A 26,012-nucleotide genomic window follows, 5' to 3' on the forward strand; every position below is an offset into this window, starting at 1 on the left:
GCACCGAGGTGATCGAACCCTTGTGGGTGGTGGTGATGCGTTCCTGCATCTGGCCCATGTCGGTCGACAGCGTCGGCTGATAGCCCACGGCCGAAGGAATACGGCCGAGCAGAGCCGACACTTCCGAACCTGCCTGGGTAAAGCGGAAGATGTTGTCGACGAAGAACAGCACGTCCTGGCCCTGGTCGCGGAAATGCTCAGCGATGGTCAGGCCCGACAGGGCGACGCGAGCGCGCGCACCTGGCGGCTCGTTCATCTGGCCGAACACCAGGGCGCACTTGGAGCCTTCGGTCGAGCCGTTGTTCTCGTGCGGGTCCTTGTTGACGCCCGACTCGATCATTTCGTGATAGAGATCGTTGCCTTCGCGGGTGCGCTCGCCGACGCCGGCGAACACCGAGTAGCCACCGTGGGCCTTGGCGACGTTGTTGATCAGTTCCTGGATCAGAACGGTCTTGCCGACGCCGGCGCCGCCGAACAGGCCGATCTTGCCGCCGCGTGCGTAAGGAGCCAGCAGATCGACGACCTTGATGCCGGTGACGAGGATCTGCGCTTCGGTCGACTGGTCGACATAAGCCGGCGCTTCCTGGTGGATGGCGCGCTTCAGCTTGGTCTTGACCGGGCCAGCTTCGTCGACCGGCTCGCCGATGACGTTCATGATGCGGCCGAGCGTTTCGTCGCCAACCGGAACCATGATCGGCTCGCCCGTGTCATACACGGCCTGACCGCGAACGAGGCCTTCCGAGATGTCCATGGCGATGCAGCGAACGGTGTTTTCGCCGAGATGCTGCGCCACTTCGAGAATGAGGCGGTTGGAGCCGTTCATCGTCTCGAGTGCGTTCAGGATCTTGGGCAGGTTACCGCCGTCGAAGGAAACGTCGACAACGGCGCCGATGACCTGGGAGACGCGGCCAGCCACGCCCTTGGCCGACAATACAGGAGCCGAAGCCTTCACGGCTGCTGCCTTGGCGGGCGCCGCCTTCTTTGCTGCCGGGGCTTTTGCCGCCGCCGGAGCCGCTTTCGGAGTAGCTGCTTTAGCCATGGTGTTAACCTCTTTGGTCGATTAGAGCGCTTCCGCGCCCGAAATGATTTCGATCAGTTCTTTGGTGATCTGAGCCTGACGCTGGCGGTTGTAGGACATCGTCAGCTTGTTGATCATGTCGCCGGCATTGCGCGTCGCATTGTCCATCGCGCTCATCTTGGCGCCCATCTCGCCGGCGGCGTTTTCGAGCAACGCCCGGAAAACCTGCACGGAGATGTTGCGCGGAATGAGGTCGCTCAGAATCTCGCCCGGCTCGGGCTCGTATTCATAGACGGCGCCGCCCGCAGCGTCCGCATCGGCACCAACGGTCGGGGCAGCGGCGGGGATGATCTGCTGCATCGTCGGGATTTGTGCGATCACCGACTTGAATTCCGAATAAAACAGCGTGCAGACGTCGAACGCGCCGTCGTTGAACAGCGACGTCACCTTCTTGGCGATGCCATCGGCATGAACGAAGCCGACTTGCTTGGCTTCGCGCAGATCGACACGCTCGATGATCAACGACGCGTAGTCGCGGCGCAGGATATCGAAACCCTTCTTGCCGACGCAGATGATTTTCACCGTCTTGCCCGAAGCCAGAAGCTTGCGGACGTGATCGCGCGCAAAACGCGCGATCTGCGAATTGAAGCCGCCGCACAGGCCACGCTCGGCCGTGCAGACGACGAGCAGATGCACGTCGTCCTTGCCGGTGCCGGTCATCAGCGCCGGGGCATCGCTGCCACCGGCCACTGCTCCAGCGATGTTGGCCAGAACTGCACCCATGCGCTGCGAATAGGGACGCGCGGCTTCCGCAGCTTCCTGCGCACGGCGCAGCTTCGCCGCGGCGACCATCTGCATCGCCTTGGTGATCTTCTGCGTCGCCTTGACCGAGGCGATACGGTTGCGGAGGTCTTTTAACGAAGCCATGCCTTACCCGTCAGTGTCAGGCGAAGTTTTTCGCGAACGCGTCGATATGGCCCTTGAGCTTGCCGCGAACGTCGTCGCTCAGCGCCTTTTCGATACGGATCGCGTCGAGAACGTCCTTGCCGTCCGAACGCATATGCGCAAGCAGACCCTGCTCGAAGCGGCCGACCTGATTGATCGCCAGCTTGTCGAGGTAGCCGTTGACGCCAGCGAAGATCACCGCAACCTGCTCTTCGGTCTTCAGCGGCGAGAACTGCGGCTGCTTCAGAAGTTCGGTCAGGCGTGCGCCGCGGTTGAGCAGGCGCTGCGTGGCGGCGTCGAGATCGGAGCCGAACTGCGCAAAGGCCGCCATYTCGCGGTACTGCGCGAGCTCSMSCTTGATCKWGCCGGCMACCTGCTTCATCGCCTTGATCTGCGCSGMSGARCCGACGCGCGARACCGASAGRCCGACGTTCACGGCRGGGCGGATGCCCTKGAAGAACAGSTTGGTTTCSAGGAAGATCTGGCCGTCGGTGATCGAGATCACGTTGGTCGGGATGTAGGCCGACACGTCGTTGGCCTGGGTTTCGATGACCGGCAGAGCCGTCAGCGAGCCGCCGCCATTGTCGTCGTTGAGCTTTGCAGCGCGCTCGAGAAGACGCGAGTGCAGGTAGAACACGTCGCCGGGATAGGCTTCGCGGCCGGGCGGACGGCGCAGCAGCAGCGACATCTGGCGATAGGCGACGGCCTGCTTGGACAGATCGTCATACGAGATCAGCGCATGCATGCCGTTGTCGCGGAAATATTCGCCCATGGCGCAGCCGGCGAACGGTGCCAGGAACTGCATCGGAGCAGGGTCGGAAGCCGTGGCGGCGATGATGATCGAGTATTCGAGCGCGCCGCGCTCTTCGAGCACCTTCACAAACTGCGCAACGGTCGAGCGCTTCTGGCCGACGGCGACGTAGACGCAGTAAAGCTTTTCCTTGTCCGGCCCGGACTGGTGGATAGCCTTCTGGTTCAGGATCGTGTCGAGAATGATGGCGGTCTTGCCGGTCTGACGGTCACCGATGACCAACTCGCGCTGGCCGCGGCCGACCGGGATCAGGGCATCGATGGCCTTGAGGCCGGTCGACATCGGCTCGTTGACCGACTTGCGGGGAATGATGCCGGGCGCCTTGACGTCGACGCGGCGGCGTTCGACTGCCTTGATCGGGCCCTTGCCGTCGATCGGATTGCCGAGCGCGTCAACGACGCGGCCGAGCAGGCCGGGACCGACGGGAACGTCGACGATCGAGCCGGTACGCTTGACGGTGTCGCCTTCCTTGATGTCGCGGTCGGCACCGAAGATGACGACGCCGACATTGTCGCTTTCAAGGTTTAGCGCCATGCCGCGAATGCCGCCCGGGAACTCGACCATTTCGCCCGCCTGGACGTTATCGAGACCGTACACGCGGGCGATACCGTCACCCACCGACAGAACCTGGCCGACTTCGGAGACTTCGGCTTCCTTGCCGAAATTCTTGATCTGGTCTTTCAGAATTGCGGAAATTTCCGCGGCGCGGATGTCCATCAGCCGACCTCTTTCAGTGCAAGCTTGAGCGAATTGAGTTTGGTTTTGAGCGACGTATCGACCTGGCGCGAGCCCATCTTCACGATCAGGCCGCCGAGCAGCGAAGGATCGACGGCGACCGCGATCGCCACATCCTTGCCGGCAACGCTCTTCAGCGCCGTCTTGAGTTCAGTTTCCTGAGCCGTCGTCAGCGCATGCGCCGAAGTGACTTCGGCTGAAGTCTCGCCCCGATGCTCGGCAGCGATCTGGCGGAACGCCTTGATCATGCCGGGAAGGGCAAACAGACGGCGATTGCGCGCCACGAGGCGAAGGAAATTGCCAGCCAGACCAGTGATCTTGGCCTTGTCGGCGATCGCCGCAATGGCCTTTTCCTGCTCTTCGCCGGAGAAGACCGGGCTTTTGATCAAGCGGTCGAGATCGGCATTGCCATCGAGCAGCGCAGCGAATCGACCGAGATCGGCTTCTACCTTTGCAACAGCGCCTGCTTCGAGCGCGAGATCGAACAACGACCCCGCATAGCGCTCAGCAACACCGGAGATTGGCGAGGAAGATTGGGCCACGGACCGTCTTTTCTCTTATCTGACAGGCCGCAAGATTGTTGGCGCGAGCGTTATACTCTAGCTAAATCTTTGACCTTACTGCGTTTTTTGACCCCGGAGCTCGCGTCAGCCGCATCCCCCCGGCCGAAAGTCGATTGCCGTCTAGCACAGGCTTTTGAGGACCGCAACACGTCCTCTAACAGCCATTTGAGGCACTATTGTCGCATCTTGCGCCTTGGAGCGGGGGCTTGCTGCCGATTCACGGCCAGAAGCCGAAAACAAACCCCAGCGGAAGGGCAGCCAGGGTCAGTTCGATAATGATGGCGACCCAGTTGTAAGGCGTGTTGGCCGCGTCCGACATCATGGCGACGATCCGGCCGAAGGCTGTGAACAGCCAGGAAACGCCCAGCGCCATGTACAGCCACGGCTGGGCGAGCAGAATCGCACACAGGCCGACGCCAAGGAAAAAGCCAGCCATGGTGGCACGCCCTTGGGCGATGGCTTCGGGATTGTCGGGACGAGGCTGCAACCTGAGCAGGCGAAAGGCGATTCTCGGGGCGAAGAACAAGATGACGCCGAACAGCAGCGTCACCGCCGCCGAGCTCCACGCCAACCACTCGCCCTGGCTCATCGGCCACGGAAATGCGAACTCCATCTATCCCCCTCCGATCAGAGCGCCGCGCGTCGATTTCGCAGGCGCAAAGGACGCTCTTACACTGCGAATCTGCGGTGATCATAGCCGACGCCCGGCCGAGCGCCAGAGCGCAGCTGGCGGGACCGACTCAAACAGTTATGTTGCGCCGACAGACCCGCTGGAGAGGACCATGGCGACACCTCAACGAATTGCCTGGGCGATCGGCCACCTCGGCATCAGCCCAAGCGACCGGTTGCTTGAGATCGGCTGCGGCCGCGGCATCGCCATGGCCGAGATCACGCCGCTGCTGATCGACGGCCACATCACCGGTCTTGACCGATCCGACAGCGCCGTGAGTTCGGCTGAAGACAGGAACCGCGCCGCGATTACGTCAGGCAAGGCGGCTGTCGTTCAAGGCGCTCTCGCGGACTGGTCGGGCAAGGGCCGGCCTTTCGACAAGGTCTTCGCCATCAACGTCAATCTGTTCTGGCTGGAGGCAGCTCGCGAACTCAAGCTGATCCGCTCCCTGCTGGCGTCACAGGGCCGGCTGTTCCTGTTTTTCGAACCGCCGAACGCCGACCAGGTGCCGACCATCGAACATGCTGTTGCAGTGCGCCTGGCCGCCGCAGGTTATACGCTGGAGAAGACGCTGACCGGCCCAAGCCTGCAACCGCCGCTGCTCGGCATCGTAGCAAGTCCCTCGACGTAGGTTACAAAAAGCTCTGCGGGTCGATGTCGACCTGCACGCGCACCGAACCGCGCACCTTCGGCCCGGCAGCCAGCAGCGCGCGGATGTAGCCCTGGATGTCCGCCTTGCGGTCGGCTTGAACCAAGAGCCGGAAGCGGTGACGCCCTCCGATCAAGGCCAGGGGCGCTTCGGCGGGGCCGAGCACGTGGACATCCTGCGCCACCTGTGCCGCACGCCGCAGCCCGCGCGCATGGCTCTCGGCTTCGGGGCGCGTCGCAGCACTCACGATGATGCCAGCGAGCCTGCCGAAGGGCGGCAATCCGGCCTTTTCGCGTTCGGAAATCTCACGGTCATAAAACGCCTCCGAATCGCCTGAGACGATCGCCCGCATGACAGGATGATCGGGCTGGAAGGTCTGAAGCAGGCCAAGGCTTTTCTTGCCAGTGCGCCCTGCCCGACCTGTTACCTGCGACAGCAATTGATATGTGCGCTCGGCGGCGCGCGGATCGCCATTGGCGAGGCCCAGATCGGCGTCGACCACGCCAACCAGTGTCATGTTGGGGAAGTTATGGCCCTTGGCGACAAGCTGGGTGCCGATGACGATGTCGGCATCGCCATTGGCGATCGCCTCCAGCTCAAGCCTGAGCCGTTTCACCCCGCCCAGCATATCCGACGACAGCACGATGGTTCGCGCGTCGGGGAAATGCGAAACGACCTCCTCGGCGATCCGCTCGACGCCTGGTCCGCAGGCGACGAGGTGATCGAAGGTGCCGCATTCCGGGCAGGCCTCGGGGCGCTTTTCGTTGTGGCCGCAATGGTGGCAGACGAGCTGGCCACGGAAGCGATGCTCGACCAGCCAGGCCGAACAGACCGGGCAGCCGAAGCGGTGGCCGCACACCCGGCAAAGCGTCAGTGGCGCGTAACCGCGACGGTTGAGAAACAGCAGCGACTGCTCCTGGCGGCCAAGCGTCTCGCGCATCTTGCCGAGTAGCACCGGCGACAGGAAGCCGCCGCGCGCTGGCGGCGAGCGCCGCATGTCGATGGTGGCAAGCTTGGGCAGTGCGGCTTCCGCGAATCGAGCCGACAAGACGGCCCGCGCGTATTTGCCCTGCTCGGCATTGACCCGGCTTTCGACCGAAGGCGTGGCGGAAGCCAGCACCACCGGAAAGCCGCCGATATGGGCGCGCACCACGGCCATGTCGCGGGCRTKGTAGAWGACGCGGTCCTCCTGCTTGTAGGCTGGGTCGTGCTCCTCGTCGACAACGATCAGGCCGAGATTGTTGAACGGCAGAAAAAGCGCCGAGCGGGCGCCTGCGACCACACGCACGCCGCCCTCCGCCACCTGGCGCCAGACGCGCTCGCGCATGCGCGGCGGCAGGTCCGAATGCCACTCGGCCGGCTTGGCGCCGAAACGGTTCTGGAAGCGTTCGAGAAAGGCCTGGGTCAAGGCAATTTCAGGCAGCAGGATCAGCACCTGCTTGCCCTTGTCGAGTGCGGACGCCACGGCCTCGAAATAGACCTCCGTCTTGCCCGAGCCGGTGACGCCATCGATGAGGGTGACGCCGAATCGGTCGGCCTCCACCTGGGCGCGAAGGCCAACGGCCACGGCTTCCTGGTCGACCGTCAACCCGGCGTTGCCGTAGGACGTGTCGGGCGCGGCCACCACCGGACGCGGCGGGATCATCACCGTCTCGAACACGCCCTGCGCCCTCAGCCCGTCGATGACGGTCGAGGATACGCCGGCGGCATGCGCCAGTCCCGAGCGCGTCCAGGCCATGCCGTCATTGGCCATTTCGAGCACCCGCGCGCGCGCTGCCGTCATTCGGTCGGGCTCGCCATCGCTGCGCTTGATGCCCTCCGTCCACGGCTCCGGGTCGAAGGCTTCGGGCGCGCGCAAGATCATCCGCGCCACCATGCCGGGCGGCGACAAAGTGTACTGCGCGATCCAGTCGACCAGCCGCCGCATGTGTTCAGTAACAGGCGGGCAATCGAAGACATGGGCGATCGGCCGCAGCTTCTTGGGGTCGACCACCTCGACTGGTCCGTCCCAGACGATGCCGGCCACCTCGCGCGGCCCCAGCGGCACACGCACGATCGACCCGGGCATCACCTGCATGCCGTCGGGCACCGCATAGGAATAGGGGCGCTCGGCCGGCATCGGCACCAGCACGGCGGCGGCTCTTGTTCTTGGCGAATCGGCGGTCATGACGCGTGACCTTGCCCCGAACTTGGTTTAGAGCAAAGGCCGACAAGCGTGGTGCCCCAGGGGCACCCTTCCATTGCTAAGGAGACTGTTATGAAGTTTTTCGTCGATACGGCCGACGTGAAGGACATCCGTGAGCTCAATGAGCTCGGCCTTCTCGACGGAGTCACCACCAACCCCTCGCTGATTCTCAAGTCCGGCCGCAACATCGCCGAAGTGACCAAGGAAATCTGCGACATCGTCGAAGGCCCGGTCTCGGCGGAAGTCGCTGCGACCGAATTCTCCGAGATGATGAAGGAAGCGGCGGTCCTGTCGAAGATCGCCGACAACATCTGCATCAAGGTGCCGCTCACGCTCGACGGCCTCCGCGCCTGCCGCGCGCTGACCTCGGAAGGCCGCATGGTCAATGTCACCTTGTGCTTCTCYGCCAACCAGGCSCTGCTCGCCGCAAAGGCCGGTGCCACCTTCATTTCGCCATTCATCGGCCGCCTCGACGACATGGGCGTCGACGGCATGGAGCTGATCGCCGAGATCCGCCACATCTACGACAATTACGGCTTCGACACCGAAATCCTCGCCGCCTCGATCCGCACCGTCGATCACGTCAAGCGTGCCGCAATGATCGGCGCCGACGTCGCCACCATCCCGCCGGCAACGCTCAAGGCGCTGGTCAAGCATCCGCTGACCGACAAGGGCCTCGAGATGTTCCTGTCCGACTGGGCCAAGACCGGCCAGAAGATCGGCTGATTCTTTCCATCGAACATCAAAGCCGGCGCAGCCCATGCGCCGGCTTTGATGTTGCCTCAAGCCAGCGGCGGCAAGCGCCGCTTCACCGGCTGCGCCTTGACGATCGAGCTGTTGGTCTCGGCCTTGTCGGTGATCTGGTCGAGGATTTTGTCGAGCTCGTCGATCGAGCGGATATGCAGCCGGGCGATGAAGCAATCGTCGCCCGTCACCTTGTCGCATTCCGAGAACTGCGGAATGTCCTCGATCAGTTTCTGAACCTGATGCAGCTTGCCGGGCAGCGGCCGGATGCGAACGATCGCCTGCAGCGTATAGCCAAGCGCATGCGGGTCGATGTCGACGGTGAAGGCGCGGATGACACCGCGCTCCTCCAGCCGCCTGAGACGTTCCGACGTACTGGGCGACGACAGGTTCACCCGCCGCGCCAGCTCCTTGAGCGAAATGCGGGCGTCGTCGACAAGAATTTCGACAATACGCCTGTCCAGATCGTCCAGCATGCGCACCTCTTAGGCATCTTCCCCCCGCGACCTTACAGAATTAGCCTGAACCCCGCAAATGCCTTCGCAGATCCATATATTCGCTCGGACCACAAGCGTACGAATACAGCCCTGAACAAAAGAGGCTGAGAAATGTCGGACAAGCTGCGCGGCACGGTCGAAATGACCGCTGCAATGGTGATTTCGGGCACGATCGGGCTGTTTGTCGTCCTGTCGGGCCAGCCGGTCATGGATGTGGTGTTCTGGCGCTGCGCCTTCGGTGCCATCACCCTGCTGATCGTCTGCGCTGCGTTGGGCCTGTTCCGAGCCGAGGTCATGTCGCACCGCCAGATCGTCCATGCCGCCATCGGCGGGGTCGCCATCGTCTCCAACTGGATCCTGCTGTTTGCCGCCTTCCCGCGCGCTTCGATCTCGATCGCCACTGCCGTCTACAACACCCAGCCCTTCATGCTGGTGGCGCTGGGCGCGCTGTTTTTTGGCGAGCGCCTGACGCTGAACAAGCTGACATGGCTCGGCATCGCCTTCGGCGGCATGCTGATGATCGTCCAGGCCAAGCCCGACATCGGCTCTGTCGGAACCGATTATCTCGGCGGCATCCTCTTGGCGCTCGGCGCCGCGTTCTTCTACGCGATTGCCGCGATCATCACCAAGAAGCTCAAGGGCGTGCCGCCGCATCTGATCGCGCTGATCCAGGTGACGGTCGGCATTGCGATGCTCGCGCCCTTCGCCAATTTCGCTCAACTCCCCACCGACGCAAGCACTTGGGCGCTGCTCGTCGCCGTCGGCGTCATCCATACCGGTGTGATGTACATCCTGCTTTACGGCGCGATCCAGAAGCTGCCGACCAACCTCGTCGGTGCGCTGTCCTTCATCTATCCGGTCGTGGCCATCCTGGCGGACTTCCTGGCCTTCGGCCATCGCCTGCAGCCGCTGCAACTCATCGGTGCCGCCGCCATCCTGATCGCCGCCGCCGGCATGACGCTCGGCTGGTCTCTCATCAAGCCGCGTGTTGCACGCGCTTAGTCATCGTCCGGCATGAGGCCCGTCGGGCGCATGCCTTCGATCATCGTCGCCCCTTCGATGCGCACGACCGTCAGCGCGCGAGACCCGGTTCGATCGCGCACCAGATCGGCCAGTTCGCGCGAGTGCGTCACCACCCAGACCTGCGTGCGTTCGGCGGCGCGCGCAATCATGTCGGCCAGCGACGGCAACATGCGCGGATGCAGGCTCGACTCCGGCTCGTTGAGCGCGATCAGCCGCGGCAGGCGATACGACATCAAAGCGCCGGCCAGCGCCAGGAAGCGGATCTGCCCGTCGGACAATTCTTGCGGCCGAAACAGGCGTTGCGGAAACTCCGGCAGCATCAACCCGAACGTCGCGTTCTCACCTGGCACCGGCACGTCCAGTTGCGCCCCGCCCATGGCCTCGGCGATGCAGGCGTCGAGATCGACGGTATCGTCGCGAATGTGGCGCAGCGTGGCGAACACAGCGGCCAGGTTGGCGCCATCCTCGTCGAGCATCGGCGACGTCGTCGCCAAGGCCGGCTTGCGCACAGGCGAATCGGCATCGGTGCGAAAGCCGTGGTAGAAGCGCCAGCCGGCAACGGCAGCGCGCAGATCGCCGACTTCGGGATAGCGCCCCGCAGCACCCAGTAGGGCAAGCGCGGTTTCGGAATTGAGGATGCGCTCGGGATGCTCGACCCGGCGGCCCTCGCCGTCGCGGGCAAACACCGCAGGTCCCTTGCGGATCATCATCTCGACCGGACGTCGCCCGGCCTCGACAACAAGCGTCTCTTCCTTGACATGCGGTTCGAAGGCAAAGCCGGCCGACACCGGGGGCGGCAGGCCGATCTCGACCTTGTAGGTGTATTTCGCCGCCGTTTCGTCATCCACGAACTTGGCGTCGATGATRACGCGAGAAGGCTGGCCAGCACGGCGCTTGCCCGACCACAGCGCCGAACTCATGCCGCCTTCGCCAGCAATTTCGCGGGCGAGCGAGCCTTCAGCCGAAGCCTTGATCAGTTGCAGCGCGCGATAGAGGTTGGACTTGCCGACGCCGTTTTCGCCGACAAAGACCGAGGCCTGGCCGATGTCGAGCCTGATCGACCTGAGGGATCGGTAGCCTGCGGCAGAAAAGGATATCAGCCGCATCGACCGATCGAGCCCCTCGTCAGTTAGCTCTTGGACATGTCCTGTGCGATGGCCAACCTGAGCAATTCGGCCAGCTCGCGCGCCGCACGGTTTTGCGCGTCGCGTTCCGCCCGCACGTTGGCAAACTCCTGGCGTGGACGATCGTAGGATGCCGACACGCTGCGCTTGCCGCCGGCGACCCGCTTGCCGGTCTTGATGTCGGTGATGACATAGCTGCCTGTCAGCGTCATCGTGCCGGCTGTCGGCTCGTCGTCCTTGGTGGTCACCTGGGCCAGAAGTGCCGATTCATTCAGGGCCCCGACCGCAAGATCCATGGTGTAGGGTGCCGAGGCCTGCTGGCCGGTCCCGCCATTGAACATGAAGATCAGATGGTTGCGGACTTCCTGACCGTAACGTGTATTGACCGGCTTGATATTGATCGAGGCAAGCTGCGTCGTCGTGCCCTCCGCGACACCGGACGTCACCGGTGCGTCCGAGTAGAGCGGACGCACCGTGCAGGCCGAAGCCAGTGCAAGTGAAGCAAACAGCGCCAAACGTGCAGCAACACGCCACGAACTGCGAGATTTCCGCGCCTCAGGCAACGACATTGACGATCCTCTGCGGCACTACGATGACCTTGCGCGGGGGCTTTCCATCCAGCGCCTTCTGCACTGTTTCAAGCGCCAGCGCCGCTTTTTCGACGGTCAATTGATCTGCGTCGCGGGCGATTGTCAAATCCCCTCGCTTCTTGCCGTTGACCTGTACCGGGTAGGTGATTTCGTTGTCGACGATGAGTGCCGGTTCGAATTTCGGCCACGCCCGATCGGCCACCATGCCTTCGCCATTGAGTGCTGCCCAGCACTCCTCAGCCAGATGCGGCATCATCGGCGCGATCATGACGAGCAGGATATCGACCGCCTCGCGCAGTGCCGAAATCATCTCTCCTGATGCCTTGCCAGCGGCGGCATCGGCGAGCGGGGCCTGCAGCGCATTGGTCAGCTCGTAGATGCGCGCGACAGCCTTGTTGAAGGCCAACTTGCCGATATCTTCGCCAACCGCCTTCAACGCCTTGTGCGCCGCCTTCGACACCAAAGCGGCGTCGCCTTCGGCTGCTGGCTTGCCTTCGGCCTTGGCCAACACATCGGCGGATTCGGAGACCAGCCGCCACACGCGCTGCACGAAACGGTGCGCGCCTTCGACGCCGGCCTCGGTCCACACGACATCGCGCTCGGGCGGCGAATCGCTGAGCACGAACCAGCGCGCGGTGTCGGCGCCGTAGCTGGCAATGATGTCGTCGGGATCGACCACGTTCTTCTTCGACTTCGACATCTTTTCGATCGAGCCGATTTCTACTGGCGCGCCGGACGACAGCAGCGTGGCACGGCGTTTGCCGTCGATGTCTTCGATCTTCACCTCGTTCGGCGAAACCCATTCGGCGGAAGCGCCGCTGCCGAGGCGGTAGGTCTCGTGCACGACCATGCCTTGCGTGAACAGGCCCTTGAACGGCTCGGACAGGTCGAGGTGCCCGGCCTTGCTCATCGCGCGGGTGAAGAAGCGCGAATAGAGCAGGTGCAGGATCGCATGCTCGATGCCGCCGATATACTGGTCGACCGGCAGCCAAGAGTTCGCCGCCTTCGGATCGGTCGGCTCGTTTTCCCAAGGTGCGGTGAAGCGCGCGAAATACCACGACGAATCGACGAACGTGTCCATCGTATCGGTTTCGCGACGCGCCGCCTTGCCGCATTTCGGGCAATTGACGTGACGCCAGGTCGGGTGACGGTCGAGCGGATTGCCCGGACGGTCGAACTCGACATCGTCGGGCAGCTTGACCGGCAGATCGGCCTTAGGCACCGCCACCACGCCGCAATCGTCGCAATGGATCATCGGGATCGGGCAGCCCCAGTAGCGCTGGCGCGAAATGCCCCAGTCGCGCAGGCGGAACTGCACCTTGCGTTCGCCCATCGGCCGGTTGCCGATCGAGATCTGCTCGAGGCGGTTGGCGACGTCGTTGAACGCCGCATCCGGCTTCATGCCGTCGAGGAAGCGCGAATTGATCATCACGCCATCGTCGGTATAGGCCTCTTCGGTAACCTGGAAGGTCTTGGCGTCGCCACCTTCCGGCATCACCACCGGCACGACCGGCAGGCCATATTTGTTGGCGAARTCGAGGTCGCGCTGGTCGCCSSWSGGGCAGCCGAAGATSGCGCCSGTGCCGTAKTCCATCAGCACGAARTTGGCGACATAGACCGGCAGCGTCCAGCTCGGATCGAACGGATGGACGACGCGGATGCCGGTGTCCATGCCCTTCTTTTCGGCTGTCTCAAGTGCCGCGACCGACGTGCCCATGCGGCGCACCTCTTCCATGAAGGCGGCGAGCTCGGGCTTGTTTTCGGCGGCCTTCCTGGCCAGCGGATGATCGGCCGAAATCGCCATGAACGAGGCGCCGAAGATCGTGTCCGGCCGCGTCGTGTAGACTTCGAGTTCACTCTCGCCGGCGGGTGCGGTGCCGGCTGCCAGCGGCCATCGGATCAGCAGCCCTTCCGAGCGGCCGATCCAGTTGCGTTGCATCAGCTTGACCTTCTCGGGCCACTCGTCGAGCCCTTCCAGCGCATCCGACAGATCCTGCGCGAAATCGGTGATTTTGAAGAACCACTGCGTCAGCTCGCGCTGTTCGACCAGCGCGCCCGAGCGCCAGCCGCGCCCGTCGATGACCTGCTCGTTGGCGAGCACTGTCATGTCCTCCGGGTCCCAGTTGACCTTGGAGGACTTGCGCGTCACCAGGCCCTTCTCGACGAAGTCGATGAACAGCATCTGCTGGCGATGGTAATAGTCGACGTCGCAGGTCGCGAACTCGCGGCTCCAGTCGAGCGACAAGCCCATCGACTTGAGCTGCGTGCGCATGGTGGCGATATTTTGATAGGTCCAGTCCTTGGGATGGACCTTGTTTTTCATCGCCGCGTTTTCCGCCGGCATGCCGAAGGCGTCCCAGCCCATCGGGTGCAGGACGTTGTAGCCCATGGCCCGGCGGAATCGGGCAACCACATCGCCCATCGCGTAGTTGCGGACGTGGCCGACATGGATGCGCCCCGACGGATAGGGGAACATCTCGAGCACATAGTATTTCGGCCGCGGATCTTCGTTCTGCGTCTCGAAGAGCTTTGCCTCGCCCCAGGCCTTCTGCCATTTGGGTTCGGACGCGCGCGGATTGTATCGTTCGGTTGCCATAGGATGTTTTTCACTTAAAAGCGTGCATGGACCGGGGCGAAAACCCGCGGTTCAGGAAATCGTTACGGGTGTTCACCATGGATTCCCGGACCCGTCAACTCCGGCAGGCCGGGGGCGGTCAAAAAGCAGCAGGGCCAAACTATGGAAAGCTCGGTCGAACAGCTCGCGCTGGTGAAGCATAAGATAGGTGCGGCCGAGCGCGAGGCCAACCGTCCCGCAGGCGCCGCAACGCTCGTCGCCGTATCCAAGACCTTCGATGCCGAACATATCCGCCCGGTCATCGAGGCCGGCCAGCGTATCTTCGGCGAAAACCGCGTCCAGGAAGCGCAGGGCAAATGGCCCGAGCTGAAGGCCGAATTCCCCGACATCGAACTGCATCTCATCGGCCCGCTGCAATCCAACAAGGCCAAGGAGGCGGTGGCGCTGTTTAACGTCATCGAGACTGTCGACCGCGAGAAGATCGCAGCCGAACTCGCCAAGGAAATCGAACGCCAGGGCCGTGCGCCAAAACTCTATGTCCAGGTCAATACCGGTTCGGAGCCGCAGAAGGCCGGCGTCGAGCCACGCGAGGCTGTCGACTTCGTCAAGCGCTGCCGCGACATCCACGGCCTCGCCATCGAGGGCCTGATGTGCATCCCGCCGGCCGACGAAAACCCGGGGCCCCATTTCGCCCTGCTGGAAAAGCTGGCGCGTGAGGCCGGCGTCGAAAAGCTGTCGATGGGCATGTCGGGCGACTATGAACTTGCGGTCGCCTTCGGCGCCACCAGCGTTCGTGTCGGTTCGGCGATCTTCGGCACGCGCTAGCTCCGCACGTGCACACCGAGCGACGCTGAATTGAAAAAGGCCGGAATTTTCATCCCGGCCTTTTGAACTGCGTGCCTCGGAAATTATTCCGCGGCGACGATCTTGCCGCCGTCCCACTTGAACAGCGAGAAGCTCGGCGAGGTCAGGTCGCCGTTTTCGCCATAGGTCAGGTTGCCGATGGCAGTCGCGATCGGCTCGCCCGACTTAAGAGCCGCAGTGACAGCTGCGGTATCGTCGGCCTTGCCGGCCTTTTCGATGCCAGCCTTGAGCACTTCAACCGCGGCATAGGCGTTGAGCGTGAAGGCTTCCGGCGGGATGCCCTTGTCCTTCAGAACCTTGACGGCATCGGCCGAAGCCGGATTCTTCAGTGCATCCGACGCATTGGTGAACAGCGTGCCGGCACCGGCATCATTGGCGATCGCCCAGAACTCGGTGTTGGACAGGCCTTCGCCGCCGATGATCAGCGCCTTGACGCCGCCATCATGGAGCTGGCGCGCCAAAAGGCCGCCTTCAGGGTGGTAGCCGCCGAAATAGATGACGTCGACATTGTCAGCCTTGATGCGGGTAACAAGCGCGGACAGGTCCTTTTCGCCAGGCGTCAGCGAATTGTACTGCACTTCCTGGAGGCCGCCAGCATTGATGGCCGCCTTGAAGGCATCGGCCAGGCCTTTGCCATAGGTGCCCTTGTCGTGGATCACGGCAATGCGCTTGTCCTTCATGGTCTTGAGGACATAGGCAGCAGCGACTTCAGCCTGCTGATCGTCGCGGCCGCAGGTCCTGAGCACATTGGTCAGGCCGCGTGCGGTCAGGTCAGGGGCGGTTGCCGTCGGCGTCACCATCAGGATGCCGTTTTCGGCAAAGACGTCGGAAGCGGGGATCGCGACACCCGAAGTGACCGGGCCCACGACATACTTCACGCCTTCGCCAACCAGCAGGTTGGCTGCCGAAACGCCCTGCTTTGGATCGCCGGCGTCGTCAGCGAGCTTCAGCACGATCTTTTCGCCGAGGATGCCACCCTTTTCGTTAATGGCATCGACGGCAGCCTGGGCGCCGTTCTTGACCTGATCGCCATAGGCGGCGACCGGGCCGGTCAGCGGTGCGACAAGGCCGATGGTGATGTCGGCATGCGCCACGGACGCAAACGCAAGCGATGCGGCAAGTGCGCCCGCAAAGGTTTTCATGTTCATTTTTCTCTCCCTCTAACTCGCCAAGCGTGAAGGGGTTGGCGGAAAGTTCTCATTGCGGAATACCCGTCCTGAACCCGGCCTGCAATCGGCCCAGCCTTCTTGGAGCCTGCATTTGGTTGTGCCAGCGCATCTCGCGACACGCAGTTGCGTCAATAATTGCGTTTCGCGCGCGGATGCTCACTGAGCGGGGGCGGCCGATAAAGGGGCCTGTAATTGTCGAAGCGCGCCTCGATGTCGGGGCAAAGCAGGTCGACATCGACCGCCTTTGCCCGTATCGAACGCTCCCCCGGCAACCAGAATATCCCCAGACCTGTGCGTTCGTCATGCGCCAGACCGAGCACCTTTCCGTCGAGGTCGACTGTCATCGGAAAGTCGAGCCCCGCCAACTCGCGCAGCCTGTCCAGCATCCAGCCTAGGCTGAGCGCGGCGAGACTGTCGTCGTCGTCATATCCGCCGCCAATGTCGGAATGCACGCCTGGAAACCAGCATTCTTCGACCACCTGGCCCGCTGCCCTGCCCCGGGCATCGACGTCATCCCATCGCACCGGAGCAAATGTCTTGCGGTCCTCATCAATCGAAAGCGCGTGCAGGCCGACCGGCACCCGTATCGACAACTCGTTGTCGTGGAACTCCTGCTTGTAGGGATTGACCACATTCATGATGCCCGGCAGGCCGAGCGCCCGCACCGTGTCGAACACGCCGATCACCGTGGGCATCACAGGTGCGGCAGCATATTTGATGCTGAAATAGGCGCCCGCCTTTCGTCGCTCGGCCTTTTCCTTGATCTTGTAGGCTGCGACCGCTTCTTGGGCGATGGCACGGCGCCTTTTGGCGCCGGCACCCTCCTTGTCCCTGGAGATGGGCGAGCCCTTGTCCGCCCGGGCGATGCCGCAGGTTGCCAGCACGCCACCGAGGCAGCGCACAGTGTAGGCGCCACGGCTGAAGCCGAAGAAACCGACCTTCATGCCCGGCTCCCACGCAATCATCAGCGCTTCGTAGCAATCGACGATGTTCGCCGTGATGCCCCAGCCGGTTGCCTTGCTCCAGAGATTGCGCAGCGTGCGCGTCCAATCCCACGTGCCTTGTTCCGGCGCGCCCAGCCCGGCATCGTAGAAGGCGCGGAAGCCTGGCCGGCCATCGACGGCCGAGTACATCTGAAACACATTGGTGTTCTTGATCCGCTGGTCGCCGACTTTTTCGACCTGATCGGCGCGGACGCCGCGTTGACCGGTTCCATCTGAAAAGATCAGAACCCAAGCATCCCCTGACTCAGGCATATCAATTCTCGTTGAGAAGAGCCCACTCCATCAGACTATACTAACATGAGCTGCCGAGGACGCACCCTTGTTTGAGCAGCATTCGACGCAAAACGTGCCGCACCTCTCGGAGGAGGCTGCGCCGCAACAGTTGGCGCCCGATAAGTATTTGACACCGAGCGCATCCGTCCCACATGCCAATGTGTCATCCCAACATCTCGGAGCGGTCGCATGCGCTACAACCAACTCGGAAATACGGGGATGTTCGTCTCCGAAATTTGCCTCGGCACCATGACGTTCGGATCGGCCGGCCAAAACGCCCAATGGGGCAACATCGCCAGCCTCGAACAGGATGGGGTCGACGGTATCGTCCAGCGTTCGCTCGCCGCCGGGGTCAATTTTTTCGACACCGCTGATGTCTATTCGCGCGGACAATCCGAACGCCTGCTTGGCCAGTCGCTGCGCAATCTCGGCGTCAGGCGCCAGGATGTCGTGATCGCCACCAAGGTTCATGGCGTGATGGGCGACGGGCCAAACCATCGCGGCTCCTCGCGCGGCCACATCATGGATGCCATCGATGCCAGCCTCGAACGCCTGCAGACCGACCATATCGACCTCTACCAGTTGCATGGCACCGACACGGTGACGCCCATCGACGAGACGCTGAGGGCGCTCGACGACCTCGTTGCCAGCGGCAAGACGCGCTATGTCGGCGTCTCGAATTGGCAGGCGTGGCGGATCGCCAAGGCGCTGGGCATTTCCGAGAAAAGGGGTTTCGCCCGTTTCGAGACCGTGCAGGCCTACTACTCCATCGCCGGCCGCGACCTCGAACGCGAAATCGTGCCCTTGCTCAACGAAGAAAAGCTTGGCCTGATGGTCTGGTCGCCGATGGCCGGAGGCCTGCTCTCCGGCAAATACGGACCTGGCGCACCGGGCAATGGCGAAGGCCGCCGCGCTACCTTCAATTTCCCGCCGGTCAATGAGGAGCGCGCCTGGGCTGCGGTCGCGGTCATGCGCGAGATCGCCAAGAAGCACGACGTCTCGGTTGCGACCGTCGCGCTCGGCTATGTCCTGGCCAAGCCTTTCGTGATGAGCGTCATMATCGGTGCAAGCCGCATGGAGCAGCTCGAGCAGAACCTGGCCTCGACCGAGCTGCGTCTTGATGCGGACGATCTTGCCCGCCTCGATGCGGCCAGCGCTCTGCCTGCCGAGTACCCCGGCTGGATGGTCGAGCGACAGTCGGCAGGCCGGCGTCCGGCCCCGTTCGTGCCCAAGGCGTGATCCACAATGGCAGCGGCGGCCTTTTGGTCGCCGCGTTTCAATGCATCAAAAATTCGCCGTCGACCTTACGCCATTCGTTCGGCGCGATCAGCTTGCGGTGGGTGTAGTGCACCGAATGCAGCGGGCCATCGAGCTTGGCCCGCCAGAATTCGATAAAGCCAAACAGTATCGGGAATTTGGGCGCCAGATCGTAGTCCTGCCAGATGAAAGTCTGCAGCACATGGGGGTGGTCGGGCAGATGGTAGAAGATCTCGGCTGTGGTCAGGCCGTAGCCCTTGAGCATCAGTTCCAGTTCAGAAGCGTCGCGCATCGCAAGCCTTCCGTGTCGAACGGTCCCTCGGCATGAGTCTGCGCCGCGATGGTTAACCGTCTGCTAAAAACAACGAAATCCGAATGCGAAAGTTCCAAGATATCAGCACTTTAGCAGCCGCTTGCCATCATTGCTAATCGTCTTACAACGGCAGCGACATGCCGCTATGCAATGATGCGAGGCAAATCCAATGTCTAATATTGTGGCGCACTGCAAATTGATAATAATGCGCGCCAACGTGCGGCCCAGAGTCGCCGTCCGCCGGCCATCAGGAGCCGCCGGATCGTTTCCGGGAGGAAGGGAAAGAAATGTCCGAAGTCCGTGTCCACCGCGTCCAGCCGGCGTGGAAGAACAATGCGCTCATCGACAATGACACCTACCTGAAATGGTATGGTGACAGCATCAAGAACCCCGACAAGTTCTGGGGCAAGCACGGCAAGCGCATCGACTGGTTCAAGCCCTATACCAAGGTCAAGAACACCTCCTTCGACGGCAAGGTTTCGATCAAGTGGTTCGAGGACGGGCTGACCAACGTCTCCTATAATTGCATCGACCGCCACCTCAAGAAGCGTGGCAACCAGACCGCCATCATCTGGGAGGGCGACAACCCCTACGACGACAAGAAGATCACCTATAACGAGCTTTACGAGCACGTCTGCCGCCTCGCCAATGTGATGAAGAAGCACGGCGTCAAGAAGGGCGACCGCGTCACCATCTACATGCCGATGATCCCTGAGGCGGCCTACGCGATGCTSGCCTGCRCGCGCATCGGCGCCATCCACTCGATCGTCTTCGGCGGCTTCTCGCCCGACGCGCTCGCCGGCCGCATCGTTGACTGCGAATCGACCTTCGTCATCACCGCCGATGAAGGCCTTCGCGGCGGCAAGACGATCCCGCTCAAGGAAAACACCGACAGGGCGATCTCGATTGCCGGACGCGAAGGCGTGGTGGTCAAGAATGTGCTCGTGGTTCGCCGCACCGCCGGAAAGATCAGCTGGTACGACGGTCGCGATCTTTGGCATCACGACGAGGTTCGCTCGGTTAAGCCTGAATGCAAGCCCGAGAAGATGAAGGCCGAGGACCCGCTGTTCATCCTCTATACCTCAGGCTCGACCGGCAAGCCCAAGGGCGTACTGCACACGACCGGCGGCTACCTCGTCTACGCCTCGATGACCCACCAGTASGTGTTCGACTACCATGATGGCGACGTCTACTGGTGCACCGCCGATGTSGGCTGGGTCACCGGCCACASCTACATCGTCTAYGGSCCSCTCGCSAAYGGCGCGACCACGCTGATGTTCGARGGCGTGCCGAACTACCCCTCGGCCTCGCGCTTCTGGGACGTSGTSGACAAGCACMRGGTCAACATCTTCTACACCGCSCCCACCGCCATCCGCGCCYTGATGGGTGCTGGCGACGACCATGTGAAAAAGACCTCGCGCAAGAGCCTCCGCGTTCTGGGTTCGGTCGGCGAGCCGATCAATCCGGAAGCCTGGGAGTGGTATTACAACGTCGTCGGCGAAAAGAAGGTGCCGATCGTCGACACCTGGTGGCAGACTGARACAGGCGGCATCCTGATCACGCCGCTGCCGGGTGCCACCGACCTCAAGCCCGGCTCGGCGACGCGGCCGTTCTTCGGCGTGGTTCCCGAACTTGTCGACAATGAAGGCAAGCTTCTGGAAGGCGCTGCCGACGGCAATCTGTGCATCGCCGATTCCTGGCCGGGCCAGATGCGCACGGTCTATGGCGACCATGAACGCTTCATCCAGACCTACTTCGCTACCTACAAGGGCAAATACTTCACCGGCGACGGCTGCCGCCGCGATGACGACGGCTACTACTGGATCACCGGCCGCGTCGACGACGTCATCAACGTCTCGGGCCATCGCATGGGCACCGCCGAGGTCGAGTCGGCACTTGTCAGCCACGACAAGGTCTCTGAAGCCGCTGTCGTCGGCTATCCGCACGACATAAAGGGCCAGGGCATCTACAGCTACGTCACGCTGATGGCAGGCGTCGAGGCCACCGAGGACCTGCGCAAGGAACTTGTCGCCCATGTCCGCAAGGAGATCGGCGCCATCGCTTCGCCCGACAAGATCCAGTTCTCGCCGGGCCTGCCCAAGACCCGTTCCGGCAAGATCATGCGCCGCATCCTGCGCAAGATCGCCGAAGACGACTTTGGCGCCCTCGGCGACACCTCGACGCTGGCCGATCCGGCCGTCGTCGACGATCTCGTCGCCAACCGCCAGAACAAGCGGGGCTGACCCGCTCATCCCCTCGCGCCGCAATGGCGCGGGGGGATTTCCTTGCTGCTCAGCAGCCGATCTTGGCCAGCACAATCGGCCAGCCGCCCTCATTGCCATCGCCACGCATGATGTCACCTGCCTGCTGCAGCAAGGCGGCGCGCAGCGTTGCGCATGATCCGGCACGCTCCTGAGCTTGGTCCATGCGTTACCCCAGGCTAGCTATTGACCAACTAGGAAAAATATTTTCGTATAGAATAATATTTTTCACATCGAGCTAGGAGGCTTCATGGCCCGGGAAATCGAATGGGCGCGCATGACTGCGCCCGAGTTGCGCGAAATCGCGGCACGTGGAAACGCCATCGCCATCCTGCCTGTTGGTTCGCTGGAGCAGCACGGCCCTCATCTGCCCGTCATAACGGATACGGCGAGCGCAGAAGCTGCGGCCCGACGTGCTGCGCGCCTGGTGGATGAACAGGTACCCTTGGCGGTGCTGCCTGGCCTTTGGCTTGGCATGAGCGAGCATCATTTGCCTTTCGGCGGCACGATCAGCCTCGACTACACCGCCTATTTCCACGTCCTCAAGTCGATTGTCCGCTCGCTCAAGGCGATCGGTTTTACGCGCCTTCTCATCGTCAATGGCCACGGCGGCAACATCGATCCGCTGGCTATGTCGACCCGCGAACTGGCCGTCGAATACGACATGCCGATCGTCTACACGACGCCATGGTTCCTCGCGCCAGAGGAAACGGCAGCACTGTTTGAATCGGACAACGGCCCAAAGCATGCCTGCGAAGGAGAAGCGTCGGTGATGCTGGCGATCTCGCCCGACACCGTCAAAACCGACAAGTTCGAAGAAGCTTTCAATGCCGAAGCTGGAAAGAACGAGGCGCCGCATGCCGCGCATCGCTTCTATTCGTTTTCCGAACGGGCGCCCAACACCGGCACATGGGGCGTACCTGCCAAGGGCACCGCGGAAAAGGGCGAGCGTTTCCTCGATCTGCAGGCCAGGGAACTCGCCAAATTGATCGTCGACCCGATCCTGTGGACGCAGCCCGATCCGGTCTGGCGGCCAGGCCGCGGGCTCGACACACGAGCCGGGCGCGCCGACTGAGCCAAAGCCCCTATCAACCCCGCTTTGATATCAGAACACCCATAGGGAGAACCTGATGAAGTCCTTGAAACGCAGCTCGGTTCGGGCTGCCATGTATTTTTCCGCTGTGGCCGCTGCCGCCATCCTGCTTGGCGGCCAGGCGTCCGCCAAGACGCTTGTCTATTGTTCGGAGGCTGCACCGGAAGGCTTCGATCCAGCGCTCTACTCGACCAACAGCACCTGGGATGCGTCCTCGAAGCCGATCTATGGCCGGCTGGTCGAATTTGAAAACGGCACGACGAAGCTGCTTCCTGGCCTGGCCGAGAGCTGGACCGTTTCCGACGACATGCTGACCTACACATTCAAGCTTCGTCCCGGCGTGAAATTCCAGACCACCGACTACTTCACGCCGACACGCGACATGAACGCTGACGACGTGGTGTTTTCCTTCGACCGCCAGCGCCTCACCGACAACCCCTGGCACCAGTACGTCACCGGCGCGAACTACGAAATGTATGCCGGCATGGACATGCAATCGACCGTCAAGAACATCTCCAAGGTCGACGACCACACAGTCCAGCTGGTACTCAGCCAGCCGAATGCCTCCATTCTCTCCAACCTTGCGATGGATCTGGGTTCGATCCTGTCCAAGGAATATGCCGACAAGCTCGCTGCTACGGGAACACCGGAAAAGCTGAATTCCGAGCCAATCGGCACCGGGCCGTTTCAGTTTGTCGGCTACCAGCAGGATGCCGCGGTGCGCTTCAAGGCCAACCCGACATATTGGGGAACCAAGCCGAAGCTGGACGAACTCGTTTTCGCCATCACCGCCGATGCCACAACGCGCATGCAGCGCCTGAGAGCTGGCGAATGCCAGGTCGCCGCCTATCCGGCACCCGCTGATGTTCCCAGCCTCAAGGCCGACCCCAACCTGGTGGTCATGGAAAAGCCAGGCCTCAACGTCGCCTACCTCGCCTACAACACCTTGACCCCGCCATTCGACAAGATCGAAGTGCGCAAAGCGCTGAACATGGCTATCGACAAGAAGGCCATCCTGCAGGCGGTGTTCCAGGATCTCGGCGAAGTCGCCAAGAACCCGATCCCGCCGGCGATGTCGGGATACAACGATGCTGTCGTCGACGACCCTTACGATCCGGTCGCTGCCAAGAAGATGCTCGACGACGCAGGCGTCAAAGACTTGAAGATGAAAGTCTGGGCCATGCCGGTCAGCCGGCCCTACATGCCCAACGCGCGTCGCGTCGCCGAACTGATCCAGGCCGACTTCCAGAAGGTCGGCGTCAGCGTCGAAGTCGTGTCTTATGAATGGGCCGAATATCTGAAGCGTGCCCGCGACAAGGAACGTGACGGCGCAATCATCCTGGGCGGCACCAGCGACAATGGCGACCCAGACAACCTGCTGTCTTATTTCTTCTCCTGCGCCGGCGTTGGCGGCTCAAACTTTGCCAACTGGTGCCACCAGCCCTTCGAAGACCTCCTGCAAAAGGCCCGCACGACGGTCGATCCGGCCGAGCGCGCCAAGCTCTACGAGCAGGCTCAGTTGATCTTCAAGGAGCAGGCGCCCTGGGCGACACTCGATCACTCGACCGTCTCCTTGCCGATGTCCAAGAAGGTCACCGGTTACGTGATGGACCCGCTGGGATCGCATCGCTTCGAGACCGTCGATCTGGCCAAATAGCGGGATAGACGACCCCGGCCTTTGGCCTAAAACCCCTCGCGTCCCAAGGCGCGAGGGGTTTGTATCGCTCGCTGGCTGGCTTCAGCGATATAGATCCGCCCGCGTCGGCGGCAAGCCGCTCGGCCCACGCGCCCGTTTGGTGACGACGGTCTGGAAAATCTGCGTCGAACCGCGTTCGAAAGTCACCGAGCAGCCAGTCAGATACAGCAGCCAAAGGCGTGCCCTGGCCTCGCCGACCTCGGCGATCGCCTCGTCGAAGCGCGCATGCAGGCGCTCGGCCCACAGGCGGCACGTTTGCGCATAGTGCTCCCTGAGGTTCTCGGCATCGTAGACGAGGAAACCATGGGCCTCGAGATTGCCGAGGGTCATGCCGATCGTGTCGAGTTCGCCGCCGGGAAAGATGTATTTGACCAGCGCCTTGAATTCCGCCCCCTTGTGCAGCGTCTTTTTCAAGCTGCCTTTGCTGCGCTTGGTGATGGCGTGATGCAGGTAGATGCCGCCCGGTTTGAGCAGGCGATGCACGGCCGAAAAATAGGCATCGTGATTGGCAAGGCCCAGATGCTCGAACATGCCGATCGACGATATCTTGTCGAACGAGCCGGAAAGCTCGGTGTAGGATTTGATCTCGATGGTGATGCGATCTTCCAGCCCCTCGGCGCGGATGCGCTCGCGGGCCAGTGCGGTCTGCGCTTCCGATAGCGAGACGCCGTGGCCGACAACGCCGTAATGTTTGGCGGCATGGATGAGCATCGCTCCCCAGCCGCAGCCAATGTCGAGCAATCTCTCGCCTGGCTTCAGCCGAAGCTTGCGGCAGATATGGTCGAGCTTGTCGGCTTGCGCCTGGTCAATGCTGTTGGCGAAATCCGTGAAATAGCCGCAGCTATAGACCATGCGCTCGTCGAGGAAGAGCCGGTAGAAGGCGTTGGAAATGTCGTAGTGGTGCTGGATCGCCTCCTTGCTTGAGCCGCTGACGTAGGGATTGCGTCCGGCAAGCCCTGCTTGCGCCGCCATCTGTTTTCGCGAAAACAGCACGGCCGGCAGGTCGCGCAGGATCGCAAGCTTCGGCAGGGACTTGAGCTTGGTCTTCAGCTTGCCCGACGGCAGCGCGTAGAAATCGAACAGCGATCCGTCTTCCACGTCGATCGTCTTGGCAATCCACATCTCGATCAGCGTCGACAGCGAGGGGCGGCGGATGACCTGCCAGACGATGTCCTGATCGTTGATGGCGAGCACCGGACCAGTGGCGGGGCCGATCCGCTCTCCGGTCCACAACCTGACCGCAAATCCCGGATCCAGGCTTTCGACAACGGTTCGCACGATCCGCGCCGCTTTGTCTGCTGCATCCATTCCCGCCCCCAGTGCACTTAACGACAACGTGGTCCAGAACTCGATGTTGACCAATTGGCCGGCCGTTCGCAACCCACTTGTCAAAATGGCCTTGACTTAGAGTGCACTCGAACTCCTAGCCTTGCGAGCGTCGTAACGAGACAAGGTTGACCATGAAGATCGGCGAACTCGCAAGGCGCTCGGGCCTGACCGCCTACACGATCCGCTACTACGAGCAGATCGGCCTGTTGCCTGTGCCCGACAAGGATGCGTCGGGGCAGCGAGACTATGACGTCTCGATCCTTACCTGGATCGAATTTCTCGGCCGCCTCAAGGCAACCGGCATGCCGATCCGCGAGATGCTGCGCTACGCCGCTCTTCGCCAACAAGGTGCGAGCACCGACGCCGAGCGCCGCGCCTTGCTTGTGGCACACCGAAAAAAGGTGGCGGCCCATGTCACCGATCTTCAGGCCAACCTCCTCGTCCTCGACGCCAAGATATCAGGCTACGCCGACGCTGAAAAAAGGATCGAGACGCAAAATGACCAATCAGATCGAAAGCCGCTTCGAGCGGGGCGCACGCGCACTCTCTGAAATCGACGGCGAGGGCGGCCGCAGGGTCGTCGACTCGCTCGCCGACATCGCGCCCGATTTCGCCCGCTACCTG

At 62.4% G+C, this 26,012-nt stretch carries 24 protein-coding genes and 1 pseudogene; 10 read left to right on the forward strand and 15 right to left on the reverse strand.

The window, feature by feature from the left end; translation table 11 throughout:
• The 5 genes from atpD to AC1DWF_RS17625 all read right to left on the reverse strand — a co-directional run.
• On the reverse strand, positions 1-1,039 hold a 1,039-nt coding region (gene atpD / locus AC1DWF_RS17605), incomplete at its 3' end, for a F0F1 ATP synthase subunit beta (RefSeq protein WP_476841880.1).
• A gap of 21 nt (positions 1,040-1,060) precedes the next feature.
• Positions 1,061-1,945 (reverse strand): F0F1 ATP synthase subunit gamma, encoded by an 885-nt coding sequence (locus AC1DWF_RS17610; protein WP_476782646.1) that lies wholly within the window; start codon positions 1,943-1,945, stop codon positions 1,061-1,063.
• A 16-nt stretch (positions 1,946-1,961) separates the two neighbouring features.
• The gene (gene atpA, locus AC1DWF_RS17615; protein WP_476841881.1) at positions 1,962-3,491 is read right to left on the reverse strand and encodes a F0F1 ATP synthase subunit alpha; all 1,530 of its coding nucleotides are present in this window, start codon (positions 3,489-3,491) and stop codon (positions 1,962-1,964) included.
• Positions 3,491-4,051 (reverse strand): F0F1 ATP synthase subunit delta, encoded by a 561-nt coding sequence (locus AC1DWF_RS17620; protein WP_476782644.1) that lies wholly within the window; start codon positions 4,049-4,051, stop codon positions 3,491-3,493. The genes atpA and AC1DWF_RS17620 overlap by 1 nt, the downstream gene beginning before the upstream one ends.
• Before the next feature lie 238 nt (positions 4,052-4,289).
• Positions 4,290-4,685 (reverse strand): AGROH133_08824 family phage infection protein, encoded by a 396-nt coding sequence (locus AC1DWF_RS17625; RefSeq protein ID WP_476782643.1) that lies wholly within the window; start codon positions 4,683-4,685, stop codon positions 4,290-4,292.
• A 169-nt stretch (positions 4,686-4,854) separates the two neighbouring features.
• On the opposite strand from AC1DWF_RS17625, the gene AC1DWF_RS17630 reads away from it, so the two are divergent.
• Positions 4,855-5,373, forward strand: coding sequence for an SAM-dependent methyltransferase (locus AC1DWF_RS17630; RefSeq protein WP_476782642.1), 519 nt, complete (start codon positions 4,855-4,857; stop codon positions 5,371-5,373).
• A gap of 1 nt (position 5,374) precedes the next feature.
• Here AC1DWF_RS17630 and AC1DWF_RS17635 read toward each other — a convergent pair whose 3' ends face one another.
• Positions 5,375-7,558 (reverse strand): primosomal protein N', encoded by a 2,184-nt coding sequence (locus AC1DWF_RS17635; RefSeq protein WP_476841882.1) that lies wholly within the window; start codon positions 7,556-7,558, stop codon positions 5,375-5,377.
• Positions 7,559-7,648: 90 nt separating this feature from the next.
• Between AC1DWF_RS17635 and fsa the strand changes: the two genes are divergently transcribed.
• On the forward strand, positions 7,649-8,302 hold the full coding sequence (gene fsa, locus AC1DWF_RS17640) for a fructose-6-phosphate aldolase (protein ID WP_476782640.1): 654 nt from the start codon (positions 7,649-7,651) through the stop codon (positions 8,300-8,302).
• 56 nt (positions 8,303-8,358) lie between these two features.
• Here fsa and AC1DWF_RS17645 read toward each other — a convergent pair whose 3' ends face one another.
• The gene (locus tag AC1DWF_RS17645; protein ID WP_476782639.1) at positions 8,359-8,796 is read right to left on the reverse strand and encodes an Lrp/AsnC family transcriptional regulator; all 438 of its coding nucleotides are present in this window, start codon (positions 8,794-8,796) and stop codon (positions 8,359-8,361) included.
• Positions 8,797-8,928: 132 nt separating this feature from the next.
• Between AC1DWF_RS17645 and AC1DWF_RS17650 the strand changes: the two genes are divergently transcribed.
• The gene (locus AC1DWF_RS17650; RefSeq protein WP_476782638.1) at positions 8,929-9,819 is read left to right on the forward strand and encodes a DMT family transporter; all 891 of its coding nucleotides are present in this window, start codon (positions 8,929-8,931) and stop codon (positions 9,817-9,819) included.
• Here the strand turns inward: AC1DWF_RS17650 and AC1DWF_RS17655 are convergent.
• The 3 genes from AC1DWF_RS17655 to leuS are packed head-to-tail and all read right to left on the reverse strand — an operon-like array spanning position 9,816 to position 14,150.
• Entirely contained in the window at positions 9,816-10,946 is a 1,131-nt protein-coding gene (locus tag AC1DWF_RS17655; RefSeq protein ID WP_476782637.1) for an AAA family ATPase, read from the reverse strand. The genes AC1DWF_RS17650 and AC1DWF_RS17655 overlap by 4 nt on opposite strands.
• Positions 10,947-10,969: 23 nt before the next feature.
• On the reverse strand, positions 10,970-11,533 hold the full coding sequence (lptE, locus tag AC1DWF_RS17660; protein WP_476782636.1) for an LPS assembly lipoprotein LptE: 564 nt from the start codon (positions 11,531-11,533) through the stop codon (positions 10,970-10,972).
• Entirely contained in the window at positions 11,520-14,150 is a 2,631-nt protein-coding gene (leuS, locus tag AC1DWF_RS17665; RefSeq protein WP_476841883.1) for a leucine--tRNA ligase, read from the reverse strand. The genes lptE and leuS overlap by 14 nt, the downstream gene beginning before the upstream one ends.
• Before the next feature lie 141 nt (positions 14,151-14,291).
• Between leuS and AC1DWF_RS17670 the strand changes: the two genes are divergently transcribed.
• Positions 14,292-14,954, forward strand: coding sequence for a YggS family pyridoxal phosphate-dependent enzyme (locus AC1DWF_RS17670; protein WP_476782634.1), 663 nt, complete (start codon positions 14,292-14,294; stop codon positions 14,952-14,954).
• Between the two features lie 83 nt (positions 14,955-15,037).
• On the opposite strand, the gene AC1DWF_RS17675 is transcribed toward AC1DWF_RS17670, so the two are convergent.
• On the reverse strand, positions 15,038-16,141 hold the full coding sequence (locus tag AC1DWF_RS17675; RefSeq protein ID WP_476787801.1) for a branched-chain amino acid ABC transporter substrate-binding protein: 1,104 nt from the start codon (positions 16,139-16,141) through the stop codon (positions 15,038-15,040).
• 149 nt (positions 16,142-16,290) lie between these two features.
• A complete protein-coding gene (locus AC1DWF_RS17680; protein ID WP_476787802.1) occupies positions 16,291-17,418 on the reverse strand; it encodes a phospholipase effector Tle1 domain-containing protein in 1,128 nt (375 codons plus the stop codon).
• 210 nt (positions 17,419-17,628) lie between these two features.
• Here AC1DWF_RS17680 and AC1DWF_RS17685 point away from each other — a divergent pair, with 210 nt between their 5' ends.
• Positions 17,629-18,678: an aldo/keto reductase gene (locus AC1DWF_RS17685; RefSeq protein ID WP_476787803.1), complete on the forward strand. Its 1,050-nt coding sequence runs from the start codon at positions 17,629-17,631 to the stop codon at positions 18,676-18,678.
• Between the two features lie 37 nt (positions 18,679-18,715).
• On the opposite strand, the gene AC1DWF_RS17690 is transcribed toward AC1DWF_RS17685, so the two are convergent.
• The gene (locus AC1DWF_RS17690; protein ID WP_476781797.1) at positions 18,716-18,988 is read right to left on the reverse strand and encodes an usg protein; all 273 of its coding nucleotides are present in this window, start codon (positions 18,986-18,988) and stop codon (positions 18,716-18,718) included.
• Between the two features lie 308 nt (positions 18,989-19,296).
• Between AC1DWF_RS17690 and acs the strand changes: the two genes are divergently transcribed.
• Complete coding sequence (gene acs / locus AC1DWF_RS17695; protein ID WP_476841884.1) at positions 19,297-21,252, forward strand: acetate--CoA ligase; 1,956 nt, start codon at positions 19,297-19,299, stop codon at positions 21,250-21,252.
• A 49-nt stretch (positions 21,253-21,301) separates the two neighbouring features.
• Here acs and AC1DWF_RS17700 read toward each other — a convergent pair whose 3' ends face one another.
• Complete coding sequence (locus tag AC1DWF_RS17700) at positions 21,302-21,436, reverse strand: hypothetical protein (protein ID WP_476781799.1); 135 nt, start codon at positions 21,434-21,436, stop codon at positions 21,302-21,304.
• An 84-nt stretch (positions 21,437-21,520) separates the two neighbouring features.
• Between AC1DWF_RS17700 and AC1DWF_RS17705 the strand changes: the two genes are divergently transcribed.
• On the forward strand, positions 21,521-22,345 hold the full coding sequence (locus AC1DWF_RS17705) for a creatininase family protein (protein WP_476781800.1): 825 nt from the start codon (positions 21,521-21,523) through the stop codon (positions 22,343-22,345).
• A gap of 55 nt (positions 22,346-22,400) precedes the next feature.
• Positions 22,401-24,020, forward strand: coding sequence for an ABC transporter substrate-binding protein (locus AC1DWF_RS17710; protein WP_476781801.1), 1,620 nt, complete (start codon positions 22,401-22,403; stop codon positions 24,018-24,020).
• 81 nt (positions 24,021-24,101) lie between these two features.
• On the opposite strand, the gene AC1DWF_RS17715 is transcribed toward AC1DWF_RS17710, so the two are convergent.
• Positions 24,102-25,367: a class I SAM-dependent methyltransferase gene (locus tag AC1DWF_RS17715; protein WP_476781802.1), complete on the reverse strand. Its 1,266-nt coding sequence runs from the start codon at positions 25,365-25,367 to the stop codon at positions 24,102-24,104.
• Between the two features lie 152 nt (positions 25,368-25,519).
• Here AC1DWF_RS17715 and AC1DWF_RS17720 point away from each other — a divergent pair, with 152 nt between their 5' ends.
• A complete protein-coding gene (locus AC1DWF_RS17720; protein ID WP_476781817.1) occupies positions 25,520-25,939 on the forward strand; it encodes a MerR family transcriptional regulator in 420 nt (139 codons plus the stop codon).
• Positions 25,887-26,012: pseudogene (locus tag AC1DWF_RS17725) on the forward strand (carboxymuconolactone decarboxylase family protein); the annotation flags it as partial. The gene AC1DWF_RS17720 and the pseudogene AC1DWF_RS17725, both read left to right, overlap by 53 nt.

Source organism: Aminobacter sp. P4_D5, from assembly GCF_056401815.1.

Coding starts and splice junctions, on each gene's coding strand:
- AC1DWF_RS17625 (WP_476782643.1), bottom strand. CDS start 4,685: ATGGAGTTCGCATTTCCGTGGCCGATGAGCCAGGGCGAGTGGTTGGCG.
- AC1DWF_RS17705 (WP_476781800.1), top strand. CDS start 21,521: ATGGCCCGGGAAATCGAATGGGCGCGCATGACTGCGCCCGAGTTGCGC.
- AC1DWF_RS17715 (WP_476781802.1), bottom strand. CDS start 25,367: ATGGATGCAGCAGACAAAGCGGCGCGGATCGTGCGAACCGTTGTCGAA.
- AC1DWF_RS17650 (WP_476782638.1), top strand. CDS start 8,929: ATGTCGGACAAGCTGCGCGGCACGGTCGAAATGACCGCTGCAATGGTG.
- AC1DWF_RS17710 (WP_476781801.1), top strand. CDS start 22,401: ATGAAGTCCTTGAAACGCAGCTCGGTTCGGGCTGCCATGTATTTTTCC.
- AC1DWF_RS17630 (WP_476782642.1), top strand. CDS start 4,855: ATGGCGACACCTCAACGAATTGCCTGGGCGATCGGCCACCTCGGCATC.
- AC1DWF_RS17675 (WP_476787801.1), bottom strand. CDS start 16,141: ATGAACATGAAAACCTTTGCGGGCGCACTTGCCGCATCGCTTGCGTTT.
- AC1DWF_RS17700 (WP_476781799.1), bottom strand. CDS start 21,436: ATGGACCAAGCTCAGGAGCGTGCCGGATCATGCGCAACGCTGCGCGCC.
- AC1DWF_RS17670 (WP_476782634.1), top strand. CDS start 14,292: ATGGAAAGCTCGGTCGAACAGCTCGCGCTGGTGAAGCATAAGATAGGT.
- AC1DWF_RS17610 (WP_476782646.1), bottom strand. CDS start 1,945: ATGGCTTCGTTAAAAGACCTCCGCAACCGTATCGCCTCGGTCAAGGCG.
- AC1DWF_RS17720 (WP_476781817.1), top strand. CDS start 25,520: ATGAAGATCGGCGAACTCGCAAGGCGCTCGGGCCTGACCGCCTACACG.
- lptE (WP_476782636.1), bottom strand. CDS start 11,533: ATGTCGTTGCCTGAGGCGCGGAAATCTCGCAGTTCGTGGCGTGTTGCT.
- AC1DWF_RS17690 (WP_476781797.1), bottom strand. CDS start 18,988: ATGCGCGACGCTTCTGAACTGGAACTGATGCTCAAGGGCTACGGCCTG.
- AC1DWF_RS17645 (WP_476782639.1), bottom strand. CDS start 8,796: ATGCTGGACGATCTGGACAGGCGTATTGTCGAAATTCTTGTCGACGAC.
- AC1DWF_RS17680 (WP_476787802.1), bottom strand. CDS start 17,418: ATGCCTGAGTCAGGGGATGCTTGGGTTCTGATCTTTTCAGATGGAACC.